The following is a 24,928-nucleotide window of genomic DNA, read 5'->3' on the forward strand; positions in this document are numbered from 1 at the left end:
TTTTACTATCTTCCAACCCTCAACGGCTCAATGACTTCCTCTACCAGCTGGGTATAGGCTTCCTTAATTTGTTTTTTATAGAGGAGAGGATTGAGGGCATCCGCCACCTCTAGTTTATAGTCCTGATAGCGCTGGCTCTTGGTCAGCTGGCTTTCTCCTAGTTGTTTTTTAGCTCCCTTACGGTAATGTTCGACATAGTAACGGAGTTCATCTTCGCCGACATACCATCGTTTGCTAAAGACTTGGATGTGTTGCTGGATGACAGCCTCAATCATCTGATCCAAGATATTTGCGATAGACTGACCACGATAGCTTTCTGGATGTTCTTGAACTTCTCTCCACAGTTCAGTGATGATCTGAGCAAGATTTGGATTGGTCTTCTCAAGACTCTGAATATAGTTATCCACGGCTTCCCTATCTTGAGTGCTTAGGTTCTTTTCTTGACTTTGACCTTGTTCAATCAGGCTTTGGATCAAGGTTAGAATATAGGCATAGTTGATTTCGTCTACTTGGATAGACTCCAGTTCATAGTGGATATCAAGTGGTTCACCATCGTCATCATTCTCTACTCGGCTTTTTAATTCTGCAAGAACATTTCGATAAAGTCCCAGATACCTTTCCAACTTTTCTCCATCAAGTCCCGTCTGACTGTAAAGTTCTTCCTCATCATACTCTTTGTACACTCGGATAGAGGCTAGGTATTTATCAAAGGCTTGATAGGTTTTAGCTAGTTTCCTCAACTCAGGCGTAGAGATTTGTTCGATTTGGAGTCCTTCCTCAGGATCATCGATGATGAGATTTTGGAAATCACTGCAACTCCTCAAGAAGTTTCTCTTTTCCTCTTCCCAACTCGGAGCTAGGACCTCGTTTTCTCCACCATTTGAGTAGAGCTTGAGGGCATTATCCACTGCTTCCTTAAAGGCTAGGGGCTTTTGAAAGGTGATGATATGACCATAGGTCTTACTAGAATCAAAGATCCGATTTGTTCGGCTAAAAGCCTGAATCAAGTCCTGCGGTTGCATAGGCTTGCGGTCAATAAAGAGAGTCGATAGACAAGGGGCATCAAATCCTGTTAAGAGACGATTGACCACGATGACTAAGTCCAACTGCTCCTTGCGATAGAGGTATTTGTCCTGCTTTCGAGCTAGGCGGTTATTTACATCCGTATTAAAGCCACGCAGATCCGCCATGGTAAAATGGGTATCAAATTCTTGGTTGTAGTCCTCTAAGACTTGCTTCATGTGGTCTTGGTTGGCTCTTGAGTCTTCTTCATTTTCTGTGACCGAGTAGGTGATGGTCGCCTTTGGAAAGTCTGGAAGAACCTGCTTAACCCTCTCCGATACCTTGACTCTCGTCTCCCCAGCCTTGACCCGTTTGAGGAGGTCATAGTAGGCTTGGGCTTGAGGGATTGACTTGACGGTCAGGATGGCATTGTAGGTCTTACCCACTCCTTTTTGGAAGCCTAGCTGTTGACGGGATTTATTGATAATGGCATCCAAGACTTCCAGCATATGCTCCTCATCCTCGTAGACAGTATCTGGTATGTCATTTTCGGATTTATCCGTGATGAGGGTATTGCGATAATCCACCTTAAAGCCTAAAACTGCTCCGTCATGGATAGCTTCCTTGACTGTATACTCATGGAGACGGTCACCGTACTGTTGCTGGGTGGTTTGGGCTAGATCGCCGACTTGCTGGCGTTTATTTTCCTTAAAGATAGGTGTGCCTGTAAAACCATACCAGAGAGACTGTGGGAAAAAGGCCTTAATGTCTTTTTGTGTTTGTGGCGTAACAGCGCGGTGGCATTCATCCACGACAAAGGCCACTCGGAGACCCTTGATTTTGTCCGCATCTCGCTGGTAAAGACCTTGTTCAAACTTACGCATCATGGTGGTAATTTTCTGGATGGTCGTTACCACCACACGCTTATCATTACTTCCTAGTCGCTTGACCAAATCATGGGTATTATCCGTCTCATCAATATCAATGACATCATTGGTCGCATAGGAGAGAAATGACGAAGTGGTCTGTTGGTCCAAGTCTCTGCGGTCAACGACAAAAATCGTCTTTTGGATGGATGGAATCTGGAGGAGATTTCGAGCTACCTTATAGGAGGTCAAGGTCTTCCCTGAACCTGTCGTGTGCCAGACATAGCCAGACTCCTGACGGCGAGATGCTTTCTGTACCGCTTCGATAGCATGAATCTGATAGGGGCGCAGAAGGATAAGAGCCTTCTTGCTATCATCAATGACCGAGTATTGCATGACCATCTGATGAGCACGCGGGATAGAAAGGACTTCGTGGGCAAAACTGGTCAAGCTCGTTATAGGTTGGTTGTCCTTATCCACCCACTTGGTTAGAAATTGCTTGTTGAGTTTATTTTCTCTGGCTGCAGCGATATAGCGTGTGTCTACTTTATTGGTCACAACAAACATCTGTAAGCTAGAGTAAATACCACGGAACTTACCTTCGCGGTCATATTTTTTAATTTGATGAAAGGCATCTAAAAAAGCAACTCGGGGACTTTTAAGCTCGATTTGAATCATGGGAAGGCCATTGATCAAGAGGGTCACATCCAGCCTACGGTCTTGATCCTGAGGATTTACCTTGTCTCTCTCGACTTGATTGACAACTTCATAACTAGACTTGCCAGCTGCGATATTGTCTCTCCAGATGACGGATAAACGGATAGTACCCAAACTAGCATCTTCTCTTTGAACCTCAACCTTGGCAATGCCATTTTCGCCGACCAACCACTTGGCCGCATCATAGTAGCTAACAAAGTTCAGTTGATTCTTTATCTGGCGTTTTTCCTGTTCTGTCAGGGGATAATCTGCCAATAGCGCCACATTGTTCTGGGCTAGCTTTTCAAAGAAGTTTTCCCATAATTGCTCTTCTGTTTTAAGGTCTTCTCTGTAAGTCCATTGACTTTCCCCAGTTACCAGTTGGCTAATCAGTTGTTTTTCTATCTCCAGTTCTGGTTTTACCTGTATCATACTCTCTCCTTTGCTACTTGTCTGCTCCCTTTATTATAGCATGTTTAGGCTCAAAATCCATCACTCTTCCCCTCACAAAAACAATCCATTTCCCCTTTCTCCTCCAAAATATGGTATAGTAGAGTTATACTATCTATGAGGAGTTTACATGTCACAGGATAAACAAATGAAAGCTGTTTCTCCCCTTCTGCAGCGAGTTATCAATATCTCATCGATTGTCGGTGGGGTTGGGAGTTTGATTTTCTGTATTTGGGCTTATCAAGCTGGGATTTTACAGTCTAAGGAAACCCTCTCTGCCTTTATCCAGCAGGCAGGTATCTGGGGGCCACCTCTCTTTATCTTTTTACAGATTTTACAGACGGTCGTCCCTATCATTCCTGGAGCCTTGACCTCAGTAGCTGGGGTCTTTATCTACGGGCACATCATCGGGACTATCTACAACTATATCGGGATTGTGATTGGCTGTGCCATTATCTTTTATCTGGTACGCCTCTACGGAGCTGCCTTTGTCCAGTCTGTCGTCAGCAAGCGCACCTACGACAAGTACATCGGTTGGCTGGATAAGGGCAATCGTTTTGACCGTTTCTTTATCTTTATGATGATTTGGCCCATTAGTCCAGCTGACTTTCTCTGTATGCTGGCTGCCCTGACCAAGATGAGTTTCAAGCGCTATATGACCATCATCATTCTGACTAAGCCCTTTACCCTCGTGGTTTATACCTACGGTCTGACCTATATTATCGACTTTTTCTGGCAAATGCTTTGACACATAAAAAATCCGTTTGGTTTCCCAAGCGGATTTTGTGCTTTATTTTGAAACTTCTTTTGCAAGGACAAAGTTCCCAAGTGTGGCAGAACCATTCCCTGCGACTGCTGGCGTCACGATGTAATCACGCACATCTGGTACTGGTAGGTAACCATTAAGGAGAGCTGTAAATTTCTCACGGACACGGTCCAGCATGTGTTGTTGAGCCATGACCCCTCCACCAAAGACAATCACATCTGGGCGGAAAGTCACTGTCGCATTGACCGCAGCTTGAGCGATATAGTAGGCTTGAACATCCCAAACAGGGTTGTTGAGTTCAATGTTTTCCCCACGAACACCTGTACGAGCTTCCAAACTTGGTCCAGCCGCATAGCCTTCCAGACATCCCTTATGGAAAGGACAAACACCGTTGAATTCTTTTTCAATATCCATTGGGTGTCTAGCAACATAGTAGTGACCCATTTCAGGGTGACCCACACCGCCGATAAACTCACCACGTTGGATAACACCTGCACCGATACCTGTACCGATTGTGTAGTAAACCAAGTTTTCGATACGGCCACCAGCGTTGTTACGGGCAACCACTTCACCATAAGCAGAGCTATTTACGTCTGTAGTGAAGTACATAGGCACGTTGAGGGCGCGACGAAGGGCACCAAGCAAGTCAACATTTGCCCAGTTTGGTTTTGGAGTCGTTGTGATAAAGCCATAGGTTTTTGAGTTTTTATCAATATCAATCGGACCAAATGAACCAACTGCAAGGCCAGCAAGGTTATCGAATTTTGAGAAGAACTCGATGGTTTTATCGATTGTTTCGATTGGAGTTGTTGTTGGAAATTGTGTTTTTTCTACAACGTTAAAGTTTTCATCACCGACAGCACAGACAAACTTTGTACCGCCCGCTTCCAAGCTTCCATATAATTTTGTCATGATAAACCTCTTGTTTTTATTTTCTTTATTATAGCATATTTCGAAAATCTAAATTTCTCTATTTTTTAGATTTTCCTCTGTAAATCTTACCATTCAAGCAAAAACGAACAAACATGTCATTTGTTCGTTTTCATTTTGAGAGGGAATATTGTACTCAATGAAAATCAAAGAGCAAACTAGGAAGCTAGCCGAAGGCTGTACTTGAGTACGGCAAGGCGAAGCTGACATGGTTTGAATTTGATTTTCGAAGAGTATTAGATTTTCACTTCGATCACAGCATCCCCCTTAGCAACTGAACCTGTTGCGACTGGACCTACTGAAGAGAAGTCAGCTGTGTTTGTAACGATAACCATTGTTGTATCATCAAGACCAGCTGCAGCGATTTTGTTTGAATCAAATGTTCCAAGAACATCGCCAGCTTTTACCTTGTCACCTTGAGCAACTTTTGCTTCGAAACCTTCACCATTCATTGTTACAGTGTCGATACCAACGTGGATCAAGACTTCAGCACCATTAGTTGTTTTCAAACCAAAGGCATGTCCTGTTGGAAAGGCAATTGAAACTTCAGCATCAGCTGGTGCATAAACCACACCTTGGATAGGTTTCACGGCGATACCTTGTCCCATAGCTCCACTTGAGAAGACTGGGTCATTAACATCGGCAAGAGCGACAACATCACCGACAATAGGAGTTACAAGTGTTTCATTTTGAAGAGCTGCTGGAATGTTACCAGTTGTTTCTTCTTGGACCAAACGTTCTGTCTCTACTTCAGTAGCAACCTCTTTTTCATCCTCATAACCAAACATATAAGTAAGAGCGAAACCAAGGGCAAATGATACGGTTACCATGAAAAGGTATTGGGCAAGTTGTCCGTTACCGATGTAAAGCATTGTACCAGGGATGATGGTGATACCACTACCATTACCTGCAAGTCCAAGGATAGAAGCCAATCCACCACCGATTGCACCAGCAATCAATGAAAGGAAGAATGGTTTACGGAAGCGCAAGTTTACCCCGAAGATAGCAGGCTCTGTAATACCTAGGAAGGCAGAAAGAGCAGCTGGGAAAGCAAGTGTTTTCAGTTTTGGATTCTTAGTTTTAACACCAACCGCAACAGTCGCAGCACCTTGAGCTGTCATAGCAGCTGTGATGATAGCGTTGAATGGGTTAGCATGGTCAGCAGCAAGCAATTGAACTTCAAGCAAGTTGAAGATGTGGTGCACACCTGACACGACAATCAATTGGTGAACCCCACCAATCAAGAAACCACCAAGACCAAATGGTAAGCTAAGGATCGCTTTTGTAGCGATAAGGATGTAGTTTTCAACGACGTGGAAAACTGGTCCAATGACAAAGAGTCCAAGGATAGACATGACCAAAAGTGTCACGAATGGGGTTACCAAGAGGTCAATGACATCTGGAACAACCTTGCGGACAGCTTTTTCAAATTTTGCTCCGACAACCCCGATGATGAAGGCTGGAAGAACTGAACCTTGCAAACCAACAACAGGAATGAAACCAAAGAAGTTCATAGCAGTTACTTCACCACCTTGAGCAACTGCCCAAGCATTTGGAAGTGAGCCAGAAACAAGCATCATACCAAGAACGATACCAACGGCAGGATTTCCACCGAATACACGGAAGGTTGACCAAACAACCAAACCTGGCAAGATGATGAAGGCTGTATCTGTCAAGATTTGTGTGTAAGTTGCAAAGTCTCCTGGAAGTGGCATTTCAAGAGCGATGAAAAGACCACGAACACCCATGAAGAGACCTGTCGCTACGATAACTGGGATGATTGGAACGAAAACGTCACCGAAAGTACGGATAGCACGTTGGAACCAGTTCCCCTGTTTAGCAGCTTCTGCTTTCATGTCATCTTTAGAGGATGTTGGCAAACCAAGTGCAACAACTTCATCGTACATTTTGTTAACTGTACCTGTACCAAAGATGATTTGGTATTGACCTGAGTTAAAGAAAGCACCTTGAACTTTTTCCAAGTTCTCAATCACTTCTTTATTGATTTTTCCTTCATCTTTGACCATGACACGAAGACGAGTCGCACAGTGGGCAACACTGTTGACATTTTCACGTCCGCCCAAGGCATCGATGACTTTTTTTGCAATTTCCTGATTGTTCATTTGCAAAAACCTCCTTATATAAAATTTCGTTATTGTTTGAAAGCGATTTTATCCGCCCTTACGACTATTATTTTATCATGTTTTAGAAATATGTCAAGCGTTTTGCAGAAAAAATATTCTATCCACTTAGTAGACACGTTTCAGATTGATTGTTTTTGACTATTTTAACAGACATCCCTTGAAAAAATAAGTTTGAACCCTTGGTTAAACAGGCTTTTATTTCATTATCTTTCATATTTTCTTGAAAAGTTGATTGGTTTTCTGGTTTTGATTTGTGATAAACGTTTGACAGTTTTTCCTCTTTTTTAACATAAAAGACTTGCTTTTTTAACCGAAAACGGTTACTATTAAAAGTGATAAGATTTTTGGAGGAATGAATGAATGGAATGGACAACTGAGCGTCGTTACAGACTTTATCAAGATTGGACGCAAGAAGAAATTCAAAATATTAAGAAAAATATGGCACAATCTCCATGGCATACTCATTACCATGTTGAGCCAAAAACAGGACTTCTCAACGACCCAAATGGCTTTTCTTACTTTGATGGGAAGTGGATTGTTTTTTATCAGAACTTTCCTTTTGGTGCCGCCCACGGTTTGAAATCTTGGGTGCAATTGGAAAGTGAGGACTTAGTTCACTTCACGGAAACTGGTGTCAAAATTTTGCCTGATACTCCATTAGATAGCCACGGTGCCTACTCTGGTTCTGCCATGCAATTTGGTGATAACTTGTTCCTATTCTATACAGGAAATGTCCGTGATGAAAACTGGATCCGTCACCCTTACCAGATCGGTGCTGTGATGGACAAGGATGGTAAGATTACGAAGATTGACAAGATATTGATTGACCAGCCAGCAGATTCTACAGACCACTTCCGCGATCCGCAAATTTTTAACTTCAAGGGGCAATACTATGCCATCGTCGGTGGACAAGACTTGGAGAAAAAAGGCTTCGTCCGTCTCTACAAAGCTATTGACAACGACTACACAAACTGGCAAGCTATTGGCGACCTTGACTTTGCTAACGACCGCACTGCCTACATGATGGAATGTCCAAATCTGGTCTTTGTAGGCGAGCAACCTGTCCTTCTCTACTGTCCACAAGGATTAGATAAGGATGTTCTAGATTACGACAATATCTATCCAAATATGTATAAAATCGGGGCTTCCTTTGACCCTGAAAATGCCAAAATGGTAGATGTATCTCAGCTTCAAAATATGGATTATGGTTTTGAAGCCTATGCTACCCAAGCCTTCAACGCTCCTGACGGACGTGCTCTAGCAGTTAGCTGGCTTGGTTTACCAGATGTTTCTTATCCATCTGACCGTTTTGATCATCAAGGAACCTTCTCTTTGGTCAAAGAACTGACTATCAAAGACGGTAAACTCTACCAATACCCAGTCGCAGCTATCAAGGACCTTCGTGCTTCTGAAGAAGCCTTCTCAAACCGTACCCAAACCAAGAACACTTACGAACTTGAACTCAACTTGGAAGCTAATAGCCAGAGCGAGATTGTCTTACTTGCTGATAAAGAAGGCAAGGGACTTTCCATCAACTTTGACCTTGTAAATGGTCAAGTGACAGTAGATCGTAGCGAGGCTGGTGAACAGTACGCTCAAGAATTTGGAACAACTCGTTCTTGCCCAATCGATAATCAGGCTACTACTGCTACAATCTTCATCGATAACTCTATCTTTGAAATTTTCATCAATAAAGGAGAAAAAGTATTTTCTGGTCGTGTTTTCCCACATGCAGACCAAAATGGGATCCTGATCAAATCTGGAAACCCAACTGGAACTTACTATGAATTAGATTATGGTCGCAAAACTAACTGATGTCGCCAAACTTGCAGGTGTCAGCCCTACTACCGTTTCTCGGGTTATCAATAAAAAAGGCTATCTCTCTGAGAAAACCATTCAAAAGGTCAATGAAGCCATGCGAGAATTGGGCTATAAACCCAACAACCTAGCTCGTAGTTTACAAGGAAAATCAGCTAAGTTAATCGGCTTGATTTTCCCAAATATTTCCAACGTTTTCTACGCAGAATTGATTGATAAGCTGGAACACCAACTCTTCAAAAATGGTTACAAGACCATCATCTGCAACAGCGAGCACGATTCTGAGAAGGAACGTGAATATATCGAAATGTTGGAAGCCAATCAGGTGGACGGCATCATTTCTGGTAGTCACAACCTAGGAATTGAAGACTACAATCGCGTGACAGCGCCGATTATTTCCTTTGACCGAAACCTATCACCAGACATCCCTGTCGTTTCCTCTGACAACTATGCTGGTGGGGTTCTTGCTGCCCAGACCTTGGTTAAGACAGGTGCCCAGTCTATCATCATGATTACTGGGAATGACAACTCTAACTCACCAACTGGACTACGCCACGCTGGTTTTGCATCCGTACTCCCCAAAGCACCTATTATCAATGTTTCCAGTGACTTTTCTCCTGTCAGAAAAGAAATGGAAATCAAGAATATCTTGACTCGACAAAAGCCTGATGCCATCTTTGCTTCGGATGATTTGACAGCTATTCTAGTCATTAAAATTGCTCAGGAACTTGGCATTTCTGTCCCAGAAGAACTCAAGGTCATCGGTTATGATGGGACTTACTTTATCGAGAATTACTATCCTCAACTGGCTACTATCAAGCAACCCTTGGAAGAGATTGCCTGCCTCACTGTTGATCTTCTCTTGCAGAAGATCGAAGGTAAGGAAGTTGCGACAACAGGCTACTTCTTACCAGTCACCCTATTACCAGGAAAAAGTATTTAATACTCTTCGAAAATCTCTTCAAACCACGTCAGCGTCGCCTTACCGTAGATATGGTTACTGACTTCGTCAGTTCTATCCACAACCTCAAAACAGTGTTTTGAGCTGGCTTCGTCAGTCTTATCTACAACCTCAAAGCAGTGCTTTGAGCAACCTGCGGCTAGCTTCCTAGTTTGCTCTTTGATTTTCATTGAGTATAAACACAAGAAAACTCAGACCAATTCGTCTGAGTTTTTTATAATCTTAAATTTTCGAGATAGCGCTGGGCTGTCTCTAGGTTAAAGGTTTTATCTGCGATAAGTTGCTCGACTAGGGGAGCAACTTCAGATTCACTAGCACCTGCGAGGAGTGCTAAGGATTTGACCTGCAATTTCATGTGGCCCTGCTGGATTCCCGTACTCACCAAGGCTTTGAGGGCAGCAAAGTTTTGGGAAAGCCCCATCGAAACGATAATCTGGGCTAATTCTTTGGCAGAAGGATTTCCCAATAATTCATGACTGAGGACTACACGAGGATTGAGTCCGATAGAGCCACCCTTGGTCGCTACAGGCATAGGCAGGGTCATCTCACCGACCAATTCTTCTCTTTCAAGATCCAGCGTCCATCGGCTAAGACCTTGATAGCGTCCGTCTTGACTGGCAAAAGCATGAGCCCCTGCCTCAATGGCACGCCAGTCATTACCAGTGGCAATTAAAATGGCATCAATACCATTAAAAATCCCTTTATTGTGAGTAGCTGCTCGATAAGGATCAGCCTGCGCAAATTGGCTAGCTAAAGCCATTTTCTCCGCAATTTCTCGTCCTTGATCCTTTTGGCGACTCAAGTATCGAAAAGCGATGCGACAGCTTGCTGTCACCAGAGAATCGGTCGCGTAGTTTGATAGAATCCCCATGAGACTCTGTCCCTGACTGAGTTCTTCTAAGACTGGCTTCAAGGCTTCCAGCATGGTGTTGAGCATATTGGCTCCCATGGCTTCTTGGGTATCGACATGGAGATAAACAACGAGAAAGTCTGTTTCACCTTTGATCTGCTCTACATGCAAATCACGCGCCCCGCCCCCGCGTTTAACGATGGAAGGATAAGCTTGATTGGCAAGTTCCAAGAGCTCCGCTTTCTTGCTGACAATCTTCTCTTGCGCTTGTTCAGGATTAGCAACTTGATAAAGGGCTACCTGTCCAATCATCTGGCGCTCATGGACTTGTGCGGTAAAACCTCCTGCACGCTTGATGATTTTACTTGCATAGCTGGCCGCAGCAACCACAGAGGGCTCTTCCGTCACATAGGGAACTGTATATTCCTGACCATTGACAAGGACCTCTGGAACCAGCGAATAAGGCAGAGAAAAAGTCCCCACTACATTCTCACTCAGCTGGTCTGCGACAGTCACACTAATTTGTTCATCCTGCTCCAGACTGGTTTGTTTTTCAGGACTAAGGAGCGCCTGAGCTTGTAACTGCTCGAGGCGCTCTTGGTATGATTTTTTAGAAAATCCATTCCAACTTATCTTCATTATTTTTCAACCTTGCTATAACGGCGTTGATGATCCACAATTTCAACCAAGGCAAACTCTTGATTTTCATAGCCAGAAAACTGGGCAGAATTTGTTTCATCCAAGTCCACTTCCTCAAAGAAGACTTTTTCATAGTCAGCTACGGATAGGGCAGTTCGTTGGTTGAGTTTATTCAAGCGGTCTTTATCTAGATAAACTTCATATCCTTCAACCAATTCACCACTGAAGAACTCAGCCACAGCCCCACTTCCGTAACTATAAAGGGCAATTTTATCCCCAGCCTTCAAGCTATCTGTATTTTCCAAGAGAGACAAAAGTCCTAGGAAGAGGGAACCTGTATAGATATTCCCTACCTTTTGACTGTAGAGAATAGACTGGTCTAAATGCTTTTGCAAGAGGTCTTTTTTCTCTTGAGGCAGGCTCTTATCCATGATTTTTTTCAAGCCTTTTAGCGCCAATTTAGGATAAGGCAAATGGAAGCAAACAGCCGCAAAATCATCTAAAGTAAGCTGGTAGCGTTTTTGATATTCAAGCCAAGTCGTTTTCAAACTATCCAAATATTGTTGAGTAGAATAGACACCATTTACATAAGGGGTTGTTGAGTAATTTGGACGCCAGAAATCCATGATGTCACGGGTTTGAGCCACATTGTCATTATTAAAGGCCATAATGCGTGGATTTTGTGTAATCAACATAGCCACACTGCCAGCGCCCTGAGTTGGTTCTCCAGGTGTTTCAATACCGTATTTGGCAATATCACTGGCAATGACCAAGACCTTGGACTCTGGAGAATTTTCCACATGCAATTTGGCATAATGAAGGGCAGCTGTCGCTCCATAGCAGGCTTCTTTAATCTCGAAACTACGAGCAAAGGGCTGGATGCCCAGCAAACCATGCACAAAGACGGCCGCAGCCTTACTCTGGTCAATTCCTGACTCGGTAGCCACAATGACCATGTCAATTTCTTGTCTCTCTTGCTCAGTTAAAATAGAGTCACTAGCACTGGCCGCCAAGGTCACGATGTCCTCAGTTAGGGGAGCAATACTCAATTCCTTGAGCAAGAGGCCTTTGCTTAATTTTTCAGGGTCAATTCCCCTCGCTTCTGCTAAGTCTTGTAATTTCAAGACATATTGACTGGTCGCAAAACCAATCTTATCAATACCGATTGTCATATTTACCTCTGTTTTATCATTCATGTAAAAAATCGTTCTATACTATTTTATCACAAATGGCAGTAAAAGAGAGAAAAAAGACTTGATTCACCAAATCAAGTCTCTTGTTAGTCTAACGATTTTGCTGTTTTCGTAAGTAGGAATACAGTCTGAGAATCACTGTTCCGCTAGCCATGCCAATAGAGATTACCAGAGCCAACATGACAACTAAGGTTGCACTGGCAATGGCGTGACTGTAATCCCCTGTCACAAAAAAGGCAGTTGTCCGATAAGAAAGGTATCCCGGAACCAGAGGGGCCAAAATGGCCAAGATAAAGACCACAGCAGGGGTCTTGTAAAGAATACTTAAAATCTGGCTGACACAAGAACCGATAATGGCGGCAATGAAGGTAGCTACAATGACATTGGTTGGTTCCTTGAGCAAGAGATAGATTAGCCAGACAGCCATGCCCAAAATCCCTCCCGGTAAGAGCATAGACCGCTGAACATTGAGTACGATTAAAAAAGTGATGATAGCAAGAAGACTTGCTACTGCTTGTAGTAAAAAGGTTGTTAGTGTCATATTAGTTCATCAATACCAAGGCGACAGAAGTTCCTGCCCCTAAAGCAAGGGTAATGAGTAGGGATTCAAACATTTTACTCATACCAGAGTTTATGTGGTTGGTCATAATATCCCGAACCGCATTGGTCAAGGCAATACCTGGTACAAACGGCATGACGGCACCAGCTATAATCAAATCTGCTGTTGAAGGAAAGCCCGTGTAGCGAGCCCAAAACTGGGCTATCATCCCAAAGACAAAGGCCCCAGCAAAGGCTGTTACAAAGGGAATTCGGATAAACTTTTCTACATAGAGGGAAAAGGCAAAACCAAATAAGGTAGCCACTCCTGCCCCAAGTGCATCGTAGATATTTCCACTAAACATAATTGAAAAGAAAGGGGCACTAAAGGTCGCAGCCAAAGTTACCTGCAACTTGGTATAGGGAAGCGGTTGAGCTTGCAAAGCCGTCAATTGCTTGAAGGCTGTTTCTAAATCAATCTGCCCCCCAACCAGCTGACGAGAAATCTGGTTCACATCGCAGACTTTTTCAATATTATAAGAAGAGGAGGTCACACGCTTCATGCGCGAAATATTGGTGTTTTCAATAGAGAAAAAGATGGCAGCAGGCATGGCAAGAACATTGCAATCCACAATCCCCTGCGAATGCGCAATGCGAATCATGGTGTCTTCTACACGATGAATCTCTGAGCCACTTTTAAGGAGAATAGTCCCCGCTAGCATAATCACATCGATGACGGCATTTAATTCTCTTGATTCTTCCATGCTTGCCTCCTTTTATCAACTCCCTCTATTCTATCACAAATCTGGACTCAAAAAAAATCTTTGCCATGAAATCATGACAAAGATTCGTTTAATCACGAGAATTGTCGTGGTTGCCTTCACTACTTGATTGAGTCGTAGCAGGTGCATTCCCTCGTTGATTTCCTTGTTGGTTCCCCTGACTTGGTGTTGTAGTAGAACCTTGGTTTCCACGTTGGGCTGGTGTTGATGATGACGTTGACGGCGGTGTTTTTGGTTTGTAGATTGAAATCTTGACACGCGTCTTAGTCAAATCAACCTTTTCACCCGCTTTTGGACTCTGTTCAACGACTGTACCCTCAGCAGTTCCATCAGGAGCTGTCGACACTTCTACAACTTCAATATTGGCTTCTTTAATACCGACAATTTGAACGAGATTGTTTTTAGTAAATTCAAGACTAGATCCTATATAACTTGGCATGGCAACGCTGGTTACTTTCTTAGCAACGGTTAAGGTAATCGTTGAGGCCTTGCTCAAATCATAGGTTGTTCCGGCAGCTGGACTCTGTCTGAGAACAGTTCCTGCTTCACTCTCGCTTGATTCTTCTTCCTCAATCTTGATGAGATTTTCAGGAACCTTCTTCTGCTTGAGTTCTGCGATAACATCTGTAGATTTACGACCGATATAGTTGCTCAATTGGAAAGATTGCTTACCTGACGAGACAACCAAATTGATTTTCGTTCCTTCTTTTCGACCAGTTCCAGCGTCAGGATCTGTACGGATAATCCGTCCCTCTTCCACCTTTTCACTAGCCTCTGTCTTCTCCTCGCCAATCTCAAAATTGGCTTTCTTGAGAGTTTCCTTGGCTTCCGCAACTGTCTGACCTGTCACATCTGGAATAGCAATGGTTGCAGGAGTTCTGGATAGTATCCAAACAAGAGAAGCTGCCACCAATACAATGCTGGCCAATAAAATCATATAGCGAACTCTAAATTTCCGTTTTTTAACAGGTTTGGTTGCGTAATTGTCTTCAGAAACCTGCTGACTAGGTTTCGCAGCCTGTGGCTTCGGACTTTGTGTTTGCACCTTAGGAATCGAGGTCAAGGTACTCTGAGATACTTTTGGTAGAGTCTTGGTGTCCGCCTTAGTAGTATCATTAAAGACCAGTTTAGGCTCATTGCGACGATTATAAGACAAGCTACTAGACAAGTCCACATACATCTCTGCAACTGACTGATAACGATCTGTCAATTTCTTGGCAGTTGCCTTGATAACAACATTCTCCAAAGCCTGAGGCACAGATGGATTCTCATCAATAACTGACGGTAATGGTTTCTGGAAATGCTGAAGGGCGATGGTCACCGCACTATCCCCATCATAAGGGATATGGCCTGTCAGCATCTCATAGAAAATAATCCCCATGGCATAGATATCACTCTGTACAGTCGCCTTAGAACCACGCGCCTGCTCTGGTGACAAGTAATGAACTGACCCCAACATTGAGTTTGTCTGAGTAAGACTCGTCTCAGCAAAGGCTACCGCAATCCCAAAGTCTGTGACTTTGGCAGTCCCATCTGGTGTCAAAAGGATATTTTGAGGTTTCAAGTCCCTATGAACAATCCCTCTGGTATGGGCCAAACGCATGGCTAGGAGGATTTGTCCCATAATGCGGACGGCTTCTTCATTAGAGAGAGGATAGTGTTCCTTGATATAGCGTTTGAGGTCTAGTCCAGCAACATACTCCATTGCAAGATACTGCTGACCGTCTTCCTCACCAATATCTGTAATCCGAACGATATGAGGATGGTCCAAATCCGCCATGGCTCTCGCTTCCCGCTGGAAACGCGCCACAGCAATCGGATCTGTCTGGTAATTGGTCCTCAGGACCTTCACTGCCACTTCTTCCCCGTCTAGAATTAAATCCTTGGCCAAGTAAACATCTGCCATGCCTCCTCGACCAATCTGTTTGATAATTCGATACCGCCCGGCAAAAATCTTGCCGATTTGGATCATTTTGCATCCTCCTCGTTCATAGAAACAAGGGCAACCGTAATGTTGTCTAAACCTCCTGCATTGTTAGCAAAACGCACGAGCGTCGCTGTTTTATCTGCCAAAGGAATATCACTAGTTACAATATCACAAATCTCACTGCCTGAAATCATGTTGGTCAAACCATCACTATTGAGCAAGAGATAGTCTCCTGGCTCAAGGGTAATCATTCCAAAATCAGGTTGAATTTCATCTTTTTGACCGATTGACTGGGTAATAATATTTTTCTGTGGATGGCTAGCTGCTTCTTCTGGTGTCAATTGACCTGCCTTAAGCAATTCATTGACCAAAGAATGGTCGCTTGTTAACTGGTGGTATTCTTCCCCACGAATCAAACCGATACGAGAATCTCCAATGTGAGCATAGATAGCCTGATTGCCAATAATGGCAACAGCCTCGAGAGTTGTTCCCATTCCTTTATAGGCATCATCTTGTCCAAGTTGATGAATCTTTTGATTTTCAATTTCTAGGTAATGGGCGAACCATTCACGCACTTCATTGACTGTATCGATTTGGGTATCAACCCAAGCTATACCTAGGTCTGTTACCGCCATTTCACTAGCGATATTACCTGCGCGATGACCTCCCATCCCATCAGCTAAAATAATCATAGTACGTCCAGCTCTATTGACATAGTGGTTGACATAGTCTTGGTTATTTGTTCGTTTCTGACCAACATCTGTTAATAATGAAATTTCCATGTGTCAGTTCCTTCCTAATCCGATATCTTACGAAATTGACTGATGAAGAATCCATCACTTCCATACAATTCAGGTGTAATGAGGATACAGCCATCTTTCATGATATCCTTACATTCATGTTCTAGTTTTACCTGCTCGAACTCAGGATGACTTTCTAAAAACGCCTCAACGACTTGAAAATTCTCCTCTGAGACAATAGTACAGGTACTATAAGTTATTATACCACCTTTGCCTAGTGTTTGACAAACACTACCTAATATTTCGAGCTGAATTTCCTGTAAGGACGCGAAATCTGCCGTTTCTTTATTGTATTTGATGTCTGGTTTTCGGCGCAGAAGACCGATTCCTGAACAGGGAGCATCTACCAAAATCTTATCAAAAGAAGCCTGGCCAAAAAACTCATGCACCTTTCTGGCATCTAATTTTTGCGTTTGAACCCGATCTACAACTCCCAGACGTTGAGCATTTTCTTGGATTAAGTCCAACTTGTGATCGTAAAGGTCCAAAGCCGTAACCTGACCTGTCGTTAGATAAGAAGCTATATGGGCTGTTTTCCCACCTGGAGCCGCACAGGCATCAAGCACTCGCTCATCTCCCTGCAAATTCAAAGTCGGAGCAACCAATTGACTAGATTCGTCTTGAATGGTAATGGCTCCCTCTGCAAACAAATCATGACCTGCAAAATGCCCTTGCTCCTTAACCAGACCAGAAGGAGACAAAGATGAAGCACTAGCCTCCAACAAGGCTTGGATTTCCTCTTTTCGGCTTAAATCAGTTACACGAATACTGGCCTTGTTTCTCACCAAAAGACTTTCAAAAATAGCTTGCGCTCGCTCTTCACCGTATTCTTCCTTGAGCTTGGCAACTAGCCAAACTGGGAGAGAATAGGCAATGGAATCACGCTTGTTTTTCCGTTTGATACTGGCAATATCTGGCCAACCTTCACGCAAGATACGGCGAAGGAGGGCATTGACCAATTTTTCACTGCCTTTTTTACGGACTTTGGCCAATTCTACTGCTTCATTGACCACAGCATGGTCTGGAATCTTATCCAAATAGCGGAGCTGGTAGGCACTCATAAGAAGCAGAACATAGAGCCAGCTGTCTAACTGGTCTCTGTCTTCGATAAAGTGGGATAGGTACCATTCCAGAGTCAATTTGCGGGCTACCGTTCCATAGACCAGCTCGGTCACCAAGCCCTTATCTGCTGCCGAAAGTTGACTTCCCTTGAGATGCTTATTTAAGGCGATATTTGAGTATGCTTGACTGATAAAAACATCCTCTAATACTGCTAAGGCTAAACTTCTAGCCGTTTCTACTTTAGTCACCAAATCGTTCTCCTACAGTCAATGTACGTCCAACTCCGTTGAGGAAGGAAGCAATGTCCATCTTAGGTTTACCAGCTGGCTGCACTTGTTTGAGAGATAGAGCTCCTTCAGCCGTTGCAACAATCAATTCTTTCTTGCCGATAGAGAGAATTTCACCTGGATTTCCCTGACCTTCTACTGGTAGGGCTTCATAAATCTTAAAGCGGTCGCCCTTAAGGAAAGTATGGGCAACAGGCCAGGGGTTCATGCCACGGATTTGGTTAAAGAGTTGACGATTGCTTTTAGTCCAATCTAGTTTTTCTTCTTCTGGCTTGATATTTGGCGAGAAAGTGACCTGACTTGGATCTTGCGGTTCAGGTTTGATTTCCCCAGCAATGTAGGCAGGCAAAGTGTCCAAAAGCAAATCACGACCAACTAGCGCCAATTTCTCAAACAAGGTGCCGACATTGTCCTCATCCGTAATCGGAATACTACGACGAGAAATCATATCTCCTGCATCCATTTCCTTAACCATTTCCATAATGGTCACACCAGCTTCCTCATCCCCTTGAATCAAGGCATAATGGATAGGCGCACCACCACGATGTTTAGGAAGAAGAGAGGCATGAACGTTGACCGCAAAGTCCATGCTATCAAGGAGTTTACTTGGGAGAAACTGCCCAAATGCGGCAGTCACAATTCCATCTGCTCCTAGCTTCATAAGATCTTCCATCTCTGGACTTCCAGATAATTTTTCAGGTTGGTAGATAGGAAGACCTGCTTCCTTGGCAACCTGCTTGACTGGTGTTTCTTGGATAACTTTTTTACGGCCGACAGCACGGTCTGGCTGGGTCACAACGGCTAGAATCTCATAACGGTCATCTGTCAAAAGTCCTTTTAAGACGGTTGCTGAAAAGTCGGGGGTCCCCATAAAGATTAATTTTGTCATATCTTCTCCTTCTTATAAAAATTGCTGTGGCTCATGGTCAATGCTGAGACGGAGCTCACTATTTTCCCGTTCTTGAGTCAGGGCCAAGACCTGATTGAGGGTCGGCCCCAGCTCATCTTCTAAACGATATTTAATCAAAATCTGGTAATGATAGAGGTTGTGGGTACGGGCGATGGGTTTTGGCGTCGGCCCAAGAATGTTACTGGTTTCAGACAAGCCTGACCTCAAAATGTTCATAACTTCATAAGCACGTTTGACCACCTCTTCTTCCTTCTTGTGAGAAAGGGTAATGCCAATCGTGAAATAGTAAGGCGGATAGCCAAGTTGTCGTCTGATACCCATTTCATAAGCATAAAAGCCTTCATAGTCCTGATCCTTGGCAAATCGAATAGCATAATGCTGAGGATTGTAAGACTGGATCAAGACCTGACCTGCTTTTTCAGCACGTCCTGCCCGACCTGCCACCTGAGTCAAAAGCTGGAAGGTTCTCTCAGAAGAACGGAAATCAGGCAGATTCAAGGATGTATCGGCATTGAGAACTCCGACCAAAGTCACATTGGGAAAATCCAATCCCTTAGCAATCATCTGAGTTCCAAGCAAAATATCTGCTTCCCCTCGACCAAACTGGTCAAGTAGAGCTTGGTGACTGCCTTTCTTGCGGGTTGTATCCACATCCATGCGCAGAATACGTGCCTGAGGAAAGAGTTCTGCCAGCTCATCATAAGCCTTTTGAGTTCCTGTCCCATAGTAACGAATACTTCGGCTCTTACAGTTAGGACAGACCTGAGGAATGTCTTTCGAAAAACCACAATAATGGCAGTTCATGTTCTTGGTATCCATGTGCAAGGTCAGGGAAATGTCACAGTTAGGACAAGTATCCACCGTCCCACACTCCCGACACATGACAAAGCTAGAATAACCACGGCGATTGAGCATGAGAACCACCTGCTCTTTTTTAGCCAGACGGTCCTGAATAGCTTCTAGCAAAGGGGGCGTAAAGTTTGACGTCTCATTTTGTCCGATATAGTCCCGAAAGTCAATCACTTGAACCTCAGGGATCCTAGCCAAAGGATTGGCACGTTGGGTCAGACGTAAATGTTGATAGACGCCTTTTCCAGCCCGAGCACGGCTTTCCAGACTAGGAGTTGCTGAACCAAGTACCAGGGCAGCTTGATTGTACTGGGCCCTCAAAACAGCTACATCCCTTGCATGGTAACGGGGATTACTGTCCTGCTTATAAGTCGCTTCATGCTCCTCATCGATTATCATGACACCCAGATTTTTCAGCGGAGCAAAGATGGCTGATCTGGCTCCAACCACAACTTGAGCGTCTCCACGCTCAACCTTGCGCCATTCATCATACTTTTCACCATTGGACAGGCCTGAGTGCAGAATGGCCACTTTCTCACCAAATCGAGCTATAAAACGCTCCGTCATCTGTGGAGTCAAGGAAATCTCAGGAACCAGCAAAATAGCTGTCTTACCCTTATCCAAGGCTCCTTGGATTATTTGTAAGTAAACCTCGGTCTTCCCACTTCCTGTAATCCCTTGAAGGAGGAAGGGAGGCTGATGACTGCCAATAGCACTCACAACCGCATCACGCGCCTGTCTTTGCTCTGGATTCAACTCCAAAGGCTGACTTGCCTCAATGCCTTCAAAATAAGCAGCCGAGCGTTGAACTTCCTTTTGGACTATGGTAACAGCACCTTGTTCTACAAAGAAGTTGACTTGCTCTCGCGAGTAGGACTCTAACAAACTAGCCAAGGAAGCACTCTCAGGATGAGACAGCAAGTAATCTCTCAATTCCAACTTTTTCTTGGCGCGTGTAGAAATCTCTACACTTTCTAATTGAGCAAGGTCTACCTCATACCAAGACTGAGTCTTGACCTTCTTCTGATCGACAGCCTGATATTCTAGACCAAGCAAGCCTTTTCTAGTCAAACGCATCATTTCTGCTTGCTTACCTAAATCCAGAGAAGAAAAGGCAAGTGAATCTTCTGAACCAAACAGACGCTCTCGGTCTTCCCGACTCAGACCTGCCAGAGGATAGAGAATCTTGTCATAGCTGGAGTTCAGAAATCCTGGTAGCATGGCCTTGAGAATGGAAATTTTGTAGGAGAAGACGGACTTGCGTAACTCTTCAGCCAGCCAGAGTTGTTCTTGTGTGAGAACAGGTGAAAAATCCAGCACCTCTGCAATATCTTTTAAATCTTGCTCCATCTCTTCTTCATCTGATTGGGACTCCAAACCAAGAACAATTCCTTGAATCAAGCGATTGCCCTTACCAAAGGGCACATGAACCCGCATCCCAACTTCTAGCATTCCCTCAAATTCCTCCGGAATCCTGTAACTATAGGGCTGGTCCGTCTGCATCAAGGGCACATCCACGATAATCTTAGCTATCGTCATCTTCTCACCTCCTCCTTGTCAGTACATTCTTGCAATAGAAAAAATAAGATTGAGTCCCCCCAACCTTAAATTTTTTCACCATCTTCTTTTTCTTTAGCAATTTGCTCTTTAATTTTCTTTTCTTCTTCTTCTTTGCGACGTTTTTCTTCTTCGATACGGCGACGCACCGCTTCACGTTTTCCTTCTGGATCTGGATGAATTGTAACGTTTCCTGATTCGATTTCTTCTAAGGCGCGAAGAGTTGACTTTTCAGACTTGAAACCTTGAGTAGCTGGCGCACCTGCTTCCAATTCGTGGGCACGTTTTGCTTCCAAGATTACGAGTGAATATTTTGATGGAACCTTGTCGAGCAAGGTATCAATAGAGGGTTTTAACATCATTTGCTTGTACCTATTTTCTAAATTTTATCGGGTAGTTGGAGATTTCGGTAACATCTCCTGATAGTGACCAATGACACGATCCACACGGAAGTGCTCTGCTTCGATCACACGTTTGACACGCTCAGCAGCTAGGGGCACCTGATCGTTGACAATCGCATAATCATACTCACGCATAAGGGCAATTTCTTCCTTGGCTTTTTCGATTCGCTGGGCAATCACTTCTGCACTATCTGTTCCACGACCTACCAAACGATCTTGCAATTCATCCAAATCTGGTGGTGTCAGGAAGATAAAGACAGCATCCGGAACCTTTTTCTTGACCTGAAGAGCGCCCTGAACTTCAATTTCAAGGAAAACATCGATTCCCTTGTCCAAGGTTTCATTGACATAGGTCAGAGGAGTTCCATAGTAGTTGCCGACATATTCTGCGTATTCCAACATCTGTCCTTGACGAATCAGCTCTTCAAACTCTTCACGAGTACGGAAGAAATAGTCAACACCGTCCACTTCTCCAGGACGTTGTGCGCGTGTCGTCATCGATACAGAGTATTGAAATTGATTTTCAGAACTCTCAAAAATCTCTCTTCTAACCGTTCCTTTTCCAACCCCTGAAGGACCAGAAAAAACGATTAGTAAGCCTCGGTCTGCCATTGTGTCTCCTTTAGTTAGTCTGTGAAATAAAGTAAAATTTCTCTCGGATACTGATGATCACGTCAGTTATCCTTCTACAGTCTTTCTATCTAGTGTAACAAAAAAGCAGTAATTTTTCAACTGCTCTTTCTTATTTATTTAGCATAATCTATGATTTATACAAGGTGACCCCCTTAAAAAAGACTTGCCTTTTTATTCTATTTAAGAGATAATAAAACTACTAATATAAAAAGGAGAAGTTTATGGGAAATTATAAAGGAAAAAATGTTGATGAAGCAATTGCAAATGGCTTATCTGAACTCAATCTCAAAAAAAATGAAGTCAAAATCAATATCATTGATCATGGAAATGCCGGAGTATTTGGTTTTTTTGAAAAAGAAGCTGAGGTTGAAATAACACCATTGAGCCCAATGGAACTGAAAATAAAAAGATTGATTCCATATTTAATTGGTGCAGGTGTAATATTTATAATTCTTCTGTTAGTTCTAATTGTAGTAATCTCAGATAAATCAACTACTGTTTCTACACCTTCATCTATAGAAACTAGTAGCGTTATTGAAAAATCTGTCGAGAAAACCAGTGAATCATCCTCTACATCATCAAGTTCGACGCCTGCTTCCTCTAGTTCAACTAGCACCTCATCAAGCTCTACCGAATCCTCGTCAACAAGTCCAGCCCAATCAGATGTCATCACAACTGAAAACAATGAGGAATTTAAAGCACTATTGCAGACTGATGATTCAAGCACCATAACAAATTTTATTCAAAAATATAAAGGTCAAATCATCGAATTTGATGGACACATAGCAGATATTACACACTATAAAAATTACAAAACAAAATTCGATATTCTTATTTATGGCGGAAATTACTTAGGAACAGAACAAGCGCCTTCGGGACCAAACTTTAAATTTGTAAATATAACAACAGTTTCTAACGCCGCTTTCAACTCTTTTAATGGCGAAAATATTTCTAAAGGACAAAATATACATATAAAAGCACAAATTGGAAACTATAACTCCACTCAAGAATTAGTCTATCTATCTCCAATTGAGGTTTCACCTCGATAATATAACGAATTATTTCAAATAATTTATTCAAAAAACTGAAGTCAGATTCTCTTCTGACCTCAGTTTTTTATTATTTAGCATAATCTACTGCACGAAGCTCGCGAATCACGGTTACCTTGATATTTCCTGGGTAATCGAGATTGTTTTCAATTTTCTCACGAACTTTGTGAGCCAAGATTGTGACTTTGTCGTCCTTAATTTGTCCTGGATTTACCATGATGCGGATTTCACGACCTGCTTGAAGGGCAAAGCTATTTTGTACCCCTTCAAAGCCGTTAGCAATTTCTTCCAAATCATGGAGACGCTTGATGTAGCTTTCAAGAGACTCACTACGAGCACCTGGACGGGCCGCACTCAAGGCATCTGCTGCAGCGACAATCACTGCAATGACGCTCTCAGCTTCAACATCTCCGTGGTGACTAGCAATCGTATTGACCACAACTGGATGTTCCTTGTACTTACGTGCCAATTCCATACCGATTTCAACGTGGCTACCCTCAACCTCGCGGTCAATAGCTTTCCCGATATCGTGAAGGAATCCAGCACGACGGGCAAGAGCCGCATTTTCACCAAGCTCACTCGCCATGATACCAGCCAACTTAGCCACCTCAATCGAATGGCGCAAGACATTTTGTCCATAAGAAGTACGGAACTGCAAACGTCCCATAATCTTCATCAAGTCTGGATGAAGGTTCGGCGCACCAATTTCATAGGCAGCAGCTTCACCATATTCACGGATCTTATTGTCAATCTCTTGACGGTTTTTCTCAACCAACTCTTCGATACGAGCTGGGTGGATACGACCATCTTTGAGCAACATTTCCATAGTCATACGGGCAATCTCACGACGAATCGGGTCAAATCCTGACAAGGTCACCACTTCTGGCGTATCGTCGATAATCACATCGACCCCTGTCAAACTTTCAAAGGTACGAATGTTACGACCTTCACGACCAATAATGCGTCCCTTCATAGTATCATCTGGCAGATGAACCGTTGAGTTTGTTGACTCTGCTACATATTCACCAGCGATACGTTGCATAGCTTGAACCAGGATGTCCTTGGCCATTTTGTCAGAACGTTCTTTGACCTCTTGCTCAGCTTCACGAATGCGGCTGGCAATCTCCTTAGTCAAGTTTTCTTCTGTCTGAGCCAAGATAATATCTCGTGCTTCTGCCTGAGACAGGGCACCAATACGCTCTAACTCTGCTTCTTTTTGTCTTTCGACTTCCTCTAATTGCTCTTCACGCGCATCAAGGTTTTTCGCTCTATCAGAAATACTTTGTTCTTTTTGTTCAAGTGTTTGTTCTTTACTCGTCAAATTGTCGTCCTTACGGTCGAGGCTAGTAGCTCTCTCAGTCAAACGACTTTCGATTTGTTTGAGTTCTTGACGTTCTGATTTGAATTCAGCGTCCACTTCTTCACGGTATTTTCTGGCTTCTTCTTTGGCCTCCAATAGTGCTTCTTTTTTAAGAGACTTGCTTTCACGTTTGGCTTCATTAACAAGTAAATCCGCTTCGCGCTCAGCTTGTCCACGTAAATTAGTTGCTTCTTGTTCAGCATTTAAAAGCATCAACTCTGCAGCTTCCTGAGATGATTTCATCTTAGCTGAGATGCTGACATATCCAATGACTAAACCAATGATGACGGCAAAAACAGCAATCGCAAGCGACATGATTTCCATGTTTTTACCTCATTTTATTGTTATTCCGAATGACATACATTCTTTTACATTCTACCATAAAAAAGTGATTTTCACAAACCTAAAATAGAATATGTTTTAGGGAATTTGGAATACGATTGCTAAAATAAACTTGTT

At 43.3% G+C, this 24,928-nt stretch carries 19 protein-coding genes; 4 read left to right on the forward strand and 15 right to left on the reverse strand.

Features of this window, described 5'->3' with window-relative positions; genetic code table 11:
- Positions 1-5: 5 nt before the first annotated feature.
- Positions 6-2,996 carry a type I restriction endonuclease subunit R gene (locus tag HT731_RS02345; RefSeq protein ID WP_061759518.1) on the reverse strand — a complete coding sequence of 997 codons (2,991 nt, stop codon included), beginning with the start codon at positions 2,994-2,996 and terminating at the stop codon, positions 6-8.
- A 148-nt stretch (positions 2,997-3,144) separates the two neighbouring features.
- Between HT731_RS02345 and HT731_RS02350 the strand changes: the two genes are divergently transcribed.
- Positions 3,145-3,762, forward strand: coding sequence for a TVP38/TMEM64 family protein (locus HT731_RS02350; RefSeq protein ID WP_000076185.1), 618 nt, complete (start codon positions 3,145-3,147; stop codon positions 3,760-3,762).
- Between the two features lie 42 nt (positions 3,763-3,804).
- Here HT731_RS02350 and scrK read toward each other — a convergent pair whose 3' ends face one another.
- Positions 3,805-4,692 carry a fructokinase ScrK gene (gene scrK, locus HT731_RS02355; protein WP_049524643.1) on the reverse strand — a complete coding sequence of 296 codons (888 nt, stop codon included), beginning with the start codon at positions 4,690-4,692 and terminating at the stop codon, positions 3,805-3,807.
- A 254-nt stretch (positions 4,693-4,946) separates the two neighbouring features.
- Positions 4,947-6,833 carry a sucrose-specific PTS transporter subunit IIBC gene (locus HT731_RS02360; protein ID WP_188113874.1) on the reverse strand — a complete coding sequence of 629 codons (1,887 nt, stop codon included), beginning with the start codon at positions 6,831-6,833 and terminating at the stop codon, positions 4,947-4,949.
- A 381-nt stretch (positions 6,834-7,214) separates the two neighbouring features.
- Here HT731_RS02360 and HT731_RS02365 point away from each other — a divergent pair, with 381 nt between their 5' ends.
- Positions 7,215-8,669 (forward strand): glycoside hydrolase family 32 protein, encoded by a 1,455-nt coding sequence (locus tag HT731_RS02365; RefSeq protein ID WP_000455327.1) that lies wholly within the window; start codon positions 7,215-7,217, stop codon positions 8,667-8,669.
- Positions 8,650-9,615, forward strand: a complete 966-nt coding sequence (locus HT731_RS02370; RefSeq protein WP_000226009.1) for a LacI family DNA-binding transcriptional regulator — start codon at positions 8,650-8,652, stop codon at positions 9,613-9,615. Before HT731_RS02365 ends, HT731_RS02370 begins: the two co-directional genes overlap by 20 nt.
- Before the next feature lie 232 nt (positions 9,616-9,847).
- Here HT731_RS02370 and HT731_RS02375 read toward each other — a convergent pair whose 3' ends face one another.
- The 11 genes from HT731_RS02375 to gmk all read right to left on the reverse strand — a co-directional run bounded on the left by HT731_RS02375 (position 9,848) and on the right by gmk (position 22,039).
- Positions 9,848-11,122 carry a hydroxymethylglutaryl-CoA reductase, degradative gene (locus HT731_RS02375; RefSeq protein ID WP_061759520.1) on the reverse strand — a complete coding sequence of 425 codons (1,275 nt, stop codon included), beginning with the start codon at positions 11,120-11,122 and terminating at the stop codon, positions 9,848-9,850.
- On the reverse strand, positions 11,122-12,294 hold the full coding sequence (locus HT731_RS02380; RefSeq protein ID WP_173277544.1) for a hydroxymethylglutaryl-CoA synthase: 1,173 nt from the start codon (positions 12,292-12,294) through the stop codon (positions 11,122-11,124). The genes HT731_RS02375 and HT731_RS02380 overlap by 1 nt, the downstream gene beginning before the upstream one ends.
- 112 nt (positions 12,295-12,406) lie before the next feature.
- Positions 12,407-12,856 carry a threonine/serine exporter family protein gene (locus HT731_RS02385; RefSeq protein ID WP_025171133.1) on the reverse strand — a complete coding sequence of 150 codons (450 nt, stop codon included), beginning with the start codon at positions 12,854-12,856 and terminating at the stop codon, positions 12,407-12,409.
- Position 12,857: 1 nt separating this feature from the next.
- Positions 12,858-13,616: a threonine/serine exporter family protein gene (locus tag HT731_RS02390; protein WP_023946522.1), complete on the reverse strand. Its 759-nt coding sequence runs from the start codon at positions 13,614-13,616 to the stop codon at positions 12,858-12,860.
- 88 nt (positions 13,617-13,704) lie between these two features.
- Positions 13,705-15,606 (reverse strand): Stk1 family PASTA domain-containing Ser/Thr kinase, encoded by a 1,902-nt coding sequence (gene pknB, locus HT731_RS02395; protein WP_061759523.1) that lies wholly within the window; start codon positions 15,604-15,606, stop codon positions 13,705-13,707.
- Positions 15,603-16,343 carry a Stp1/IreP family PP2C-type Ser/Thr phosphatase gene (locus HT731_RS02400; protein ID WP_061759524.1) on the reverse strand — a complete coding sequence of 247 codons (741 nt, stop codon included), beginning with the start codon at positions 16,341-16,343 and terminating at the stop codon, positions 15,603-15,605. Before HT731_RS02400 ends, pknB begins: the two co-directional genes overlap by 4 nt.
- A 14-nt stretch (positions 16,344-16,357) precedes the next feature.
- Positions 16,358-17,671: a 16S rRNA (cytosine(967)-C(5))-methyltransferase RsmB gene (rsmB, locus tag HT731_RS02405; protein ID WP_061759556.1), complete on the reverse strand. Its 1,314-nt coding sequence runs from the start codon at positions 17,669-17,671 to the stop codon at positions 16,358-16,360.
- Positions 17,664-18,599: a methionyl-tRNA formyltransferase gene (fmt, locus tag HT731_RS02410; protein ID WP_173277498.1), complete on the reverse strand. Its 936-nt coding sequence runs from the start codon at positions 18,597-18,599 to the stop codon at positions 17,664-17,666. The genes rsmB and fmt overlap by 8 nt, the downstream gene beginning before the upstream one ends.
- Positions 18,600-18,611: 12 nt before the next feature.
- Entirely contained in the window at positions 18,612-21,008 is a 2,397-nt protein-coding gene (locus HT731_RS02415; protein ID WP_173277500.1) for a primosomal protein N', read from the reverse strand.
- 65 nt (positions 21,009-21,073) lie between these two features.
- Positions 21,074-21,388 (reverse strand): DNA-directed RNA polymerase subunit omega, encoded by a 315-nt coding sequence (rpoZ, locus tag HT731_RS02420; protein ID WP_000979235.1) that lies wholly within the window; start codon positions 21,386-21,388, stop codon positions 21,074-21,076.
- Positions 21,389-21,412: 24 nt separating this feature from the next.
- Positions 21,413-22,039: a guanylate kinase gene (gene gmk / locus HT731_RS02425; protein WP_000775041.1), complete on the reverse strand. Its 627-nt coding sequence runs from the start codon at positions 22,037-22,039 to the stop codon at positions 21,413-21,415.
- 242 nt (positions 22,040-22,281) lie between these two features.
- On the opposite strand from gmk, the gene HT731_RS02430 reads away from it, so the two are divergent.
- Entirely contained in the window at positions 22,282-23,109 is an 828-nt protein-coding gene (locus HT731_RS02430; protein ID WP_173277502.1) for a DUF4839 domain-containing protein, read from the forward strand.
- A 70-nt stretch (positions 23,110-23,179) separates the two neighbouring features.
- Here HT731_RS02430 and HT731_RS02435 read toward each other — a convergent pair whose 3' ends face one another.
- Complete coding sequence (locus tag HT731_RS02435) at positions 23,180-24,793, reverse strand: ribonuclease Y (protein ID WP_000404934.1); 1,614 nt, start codon at positions 24,791-24,793, stop codon at positions 23,180-23,182.
- Positions 24,794-24,928: the final 135 nt, after the last annotated feature.

The organism is Streptococcus sp. k-163, assembly GCF_013277555.1.
Lineage (GTDB): Bacteria > Bacillota > Bacilli > Lactobacillales > Streptococcaceae > Streptococcus.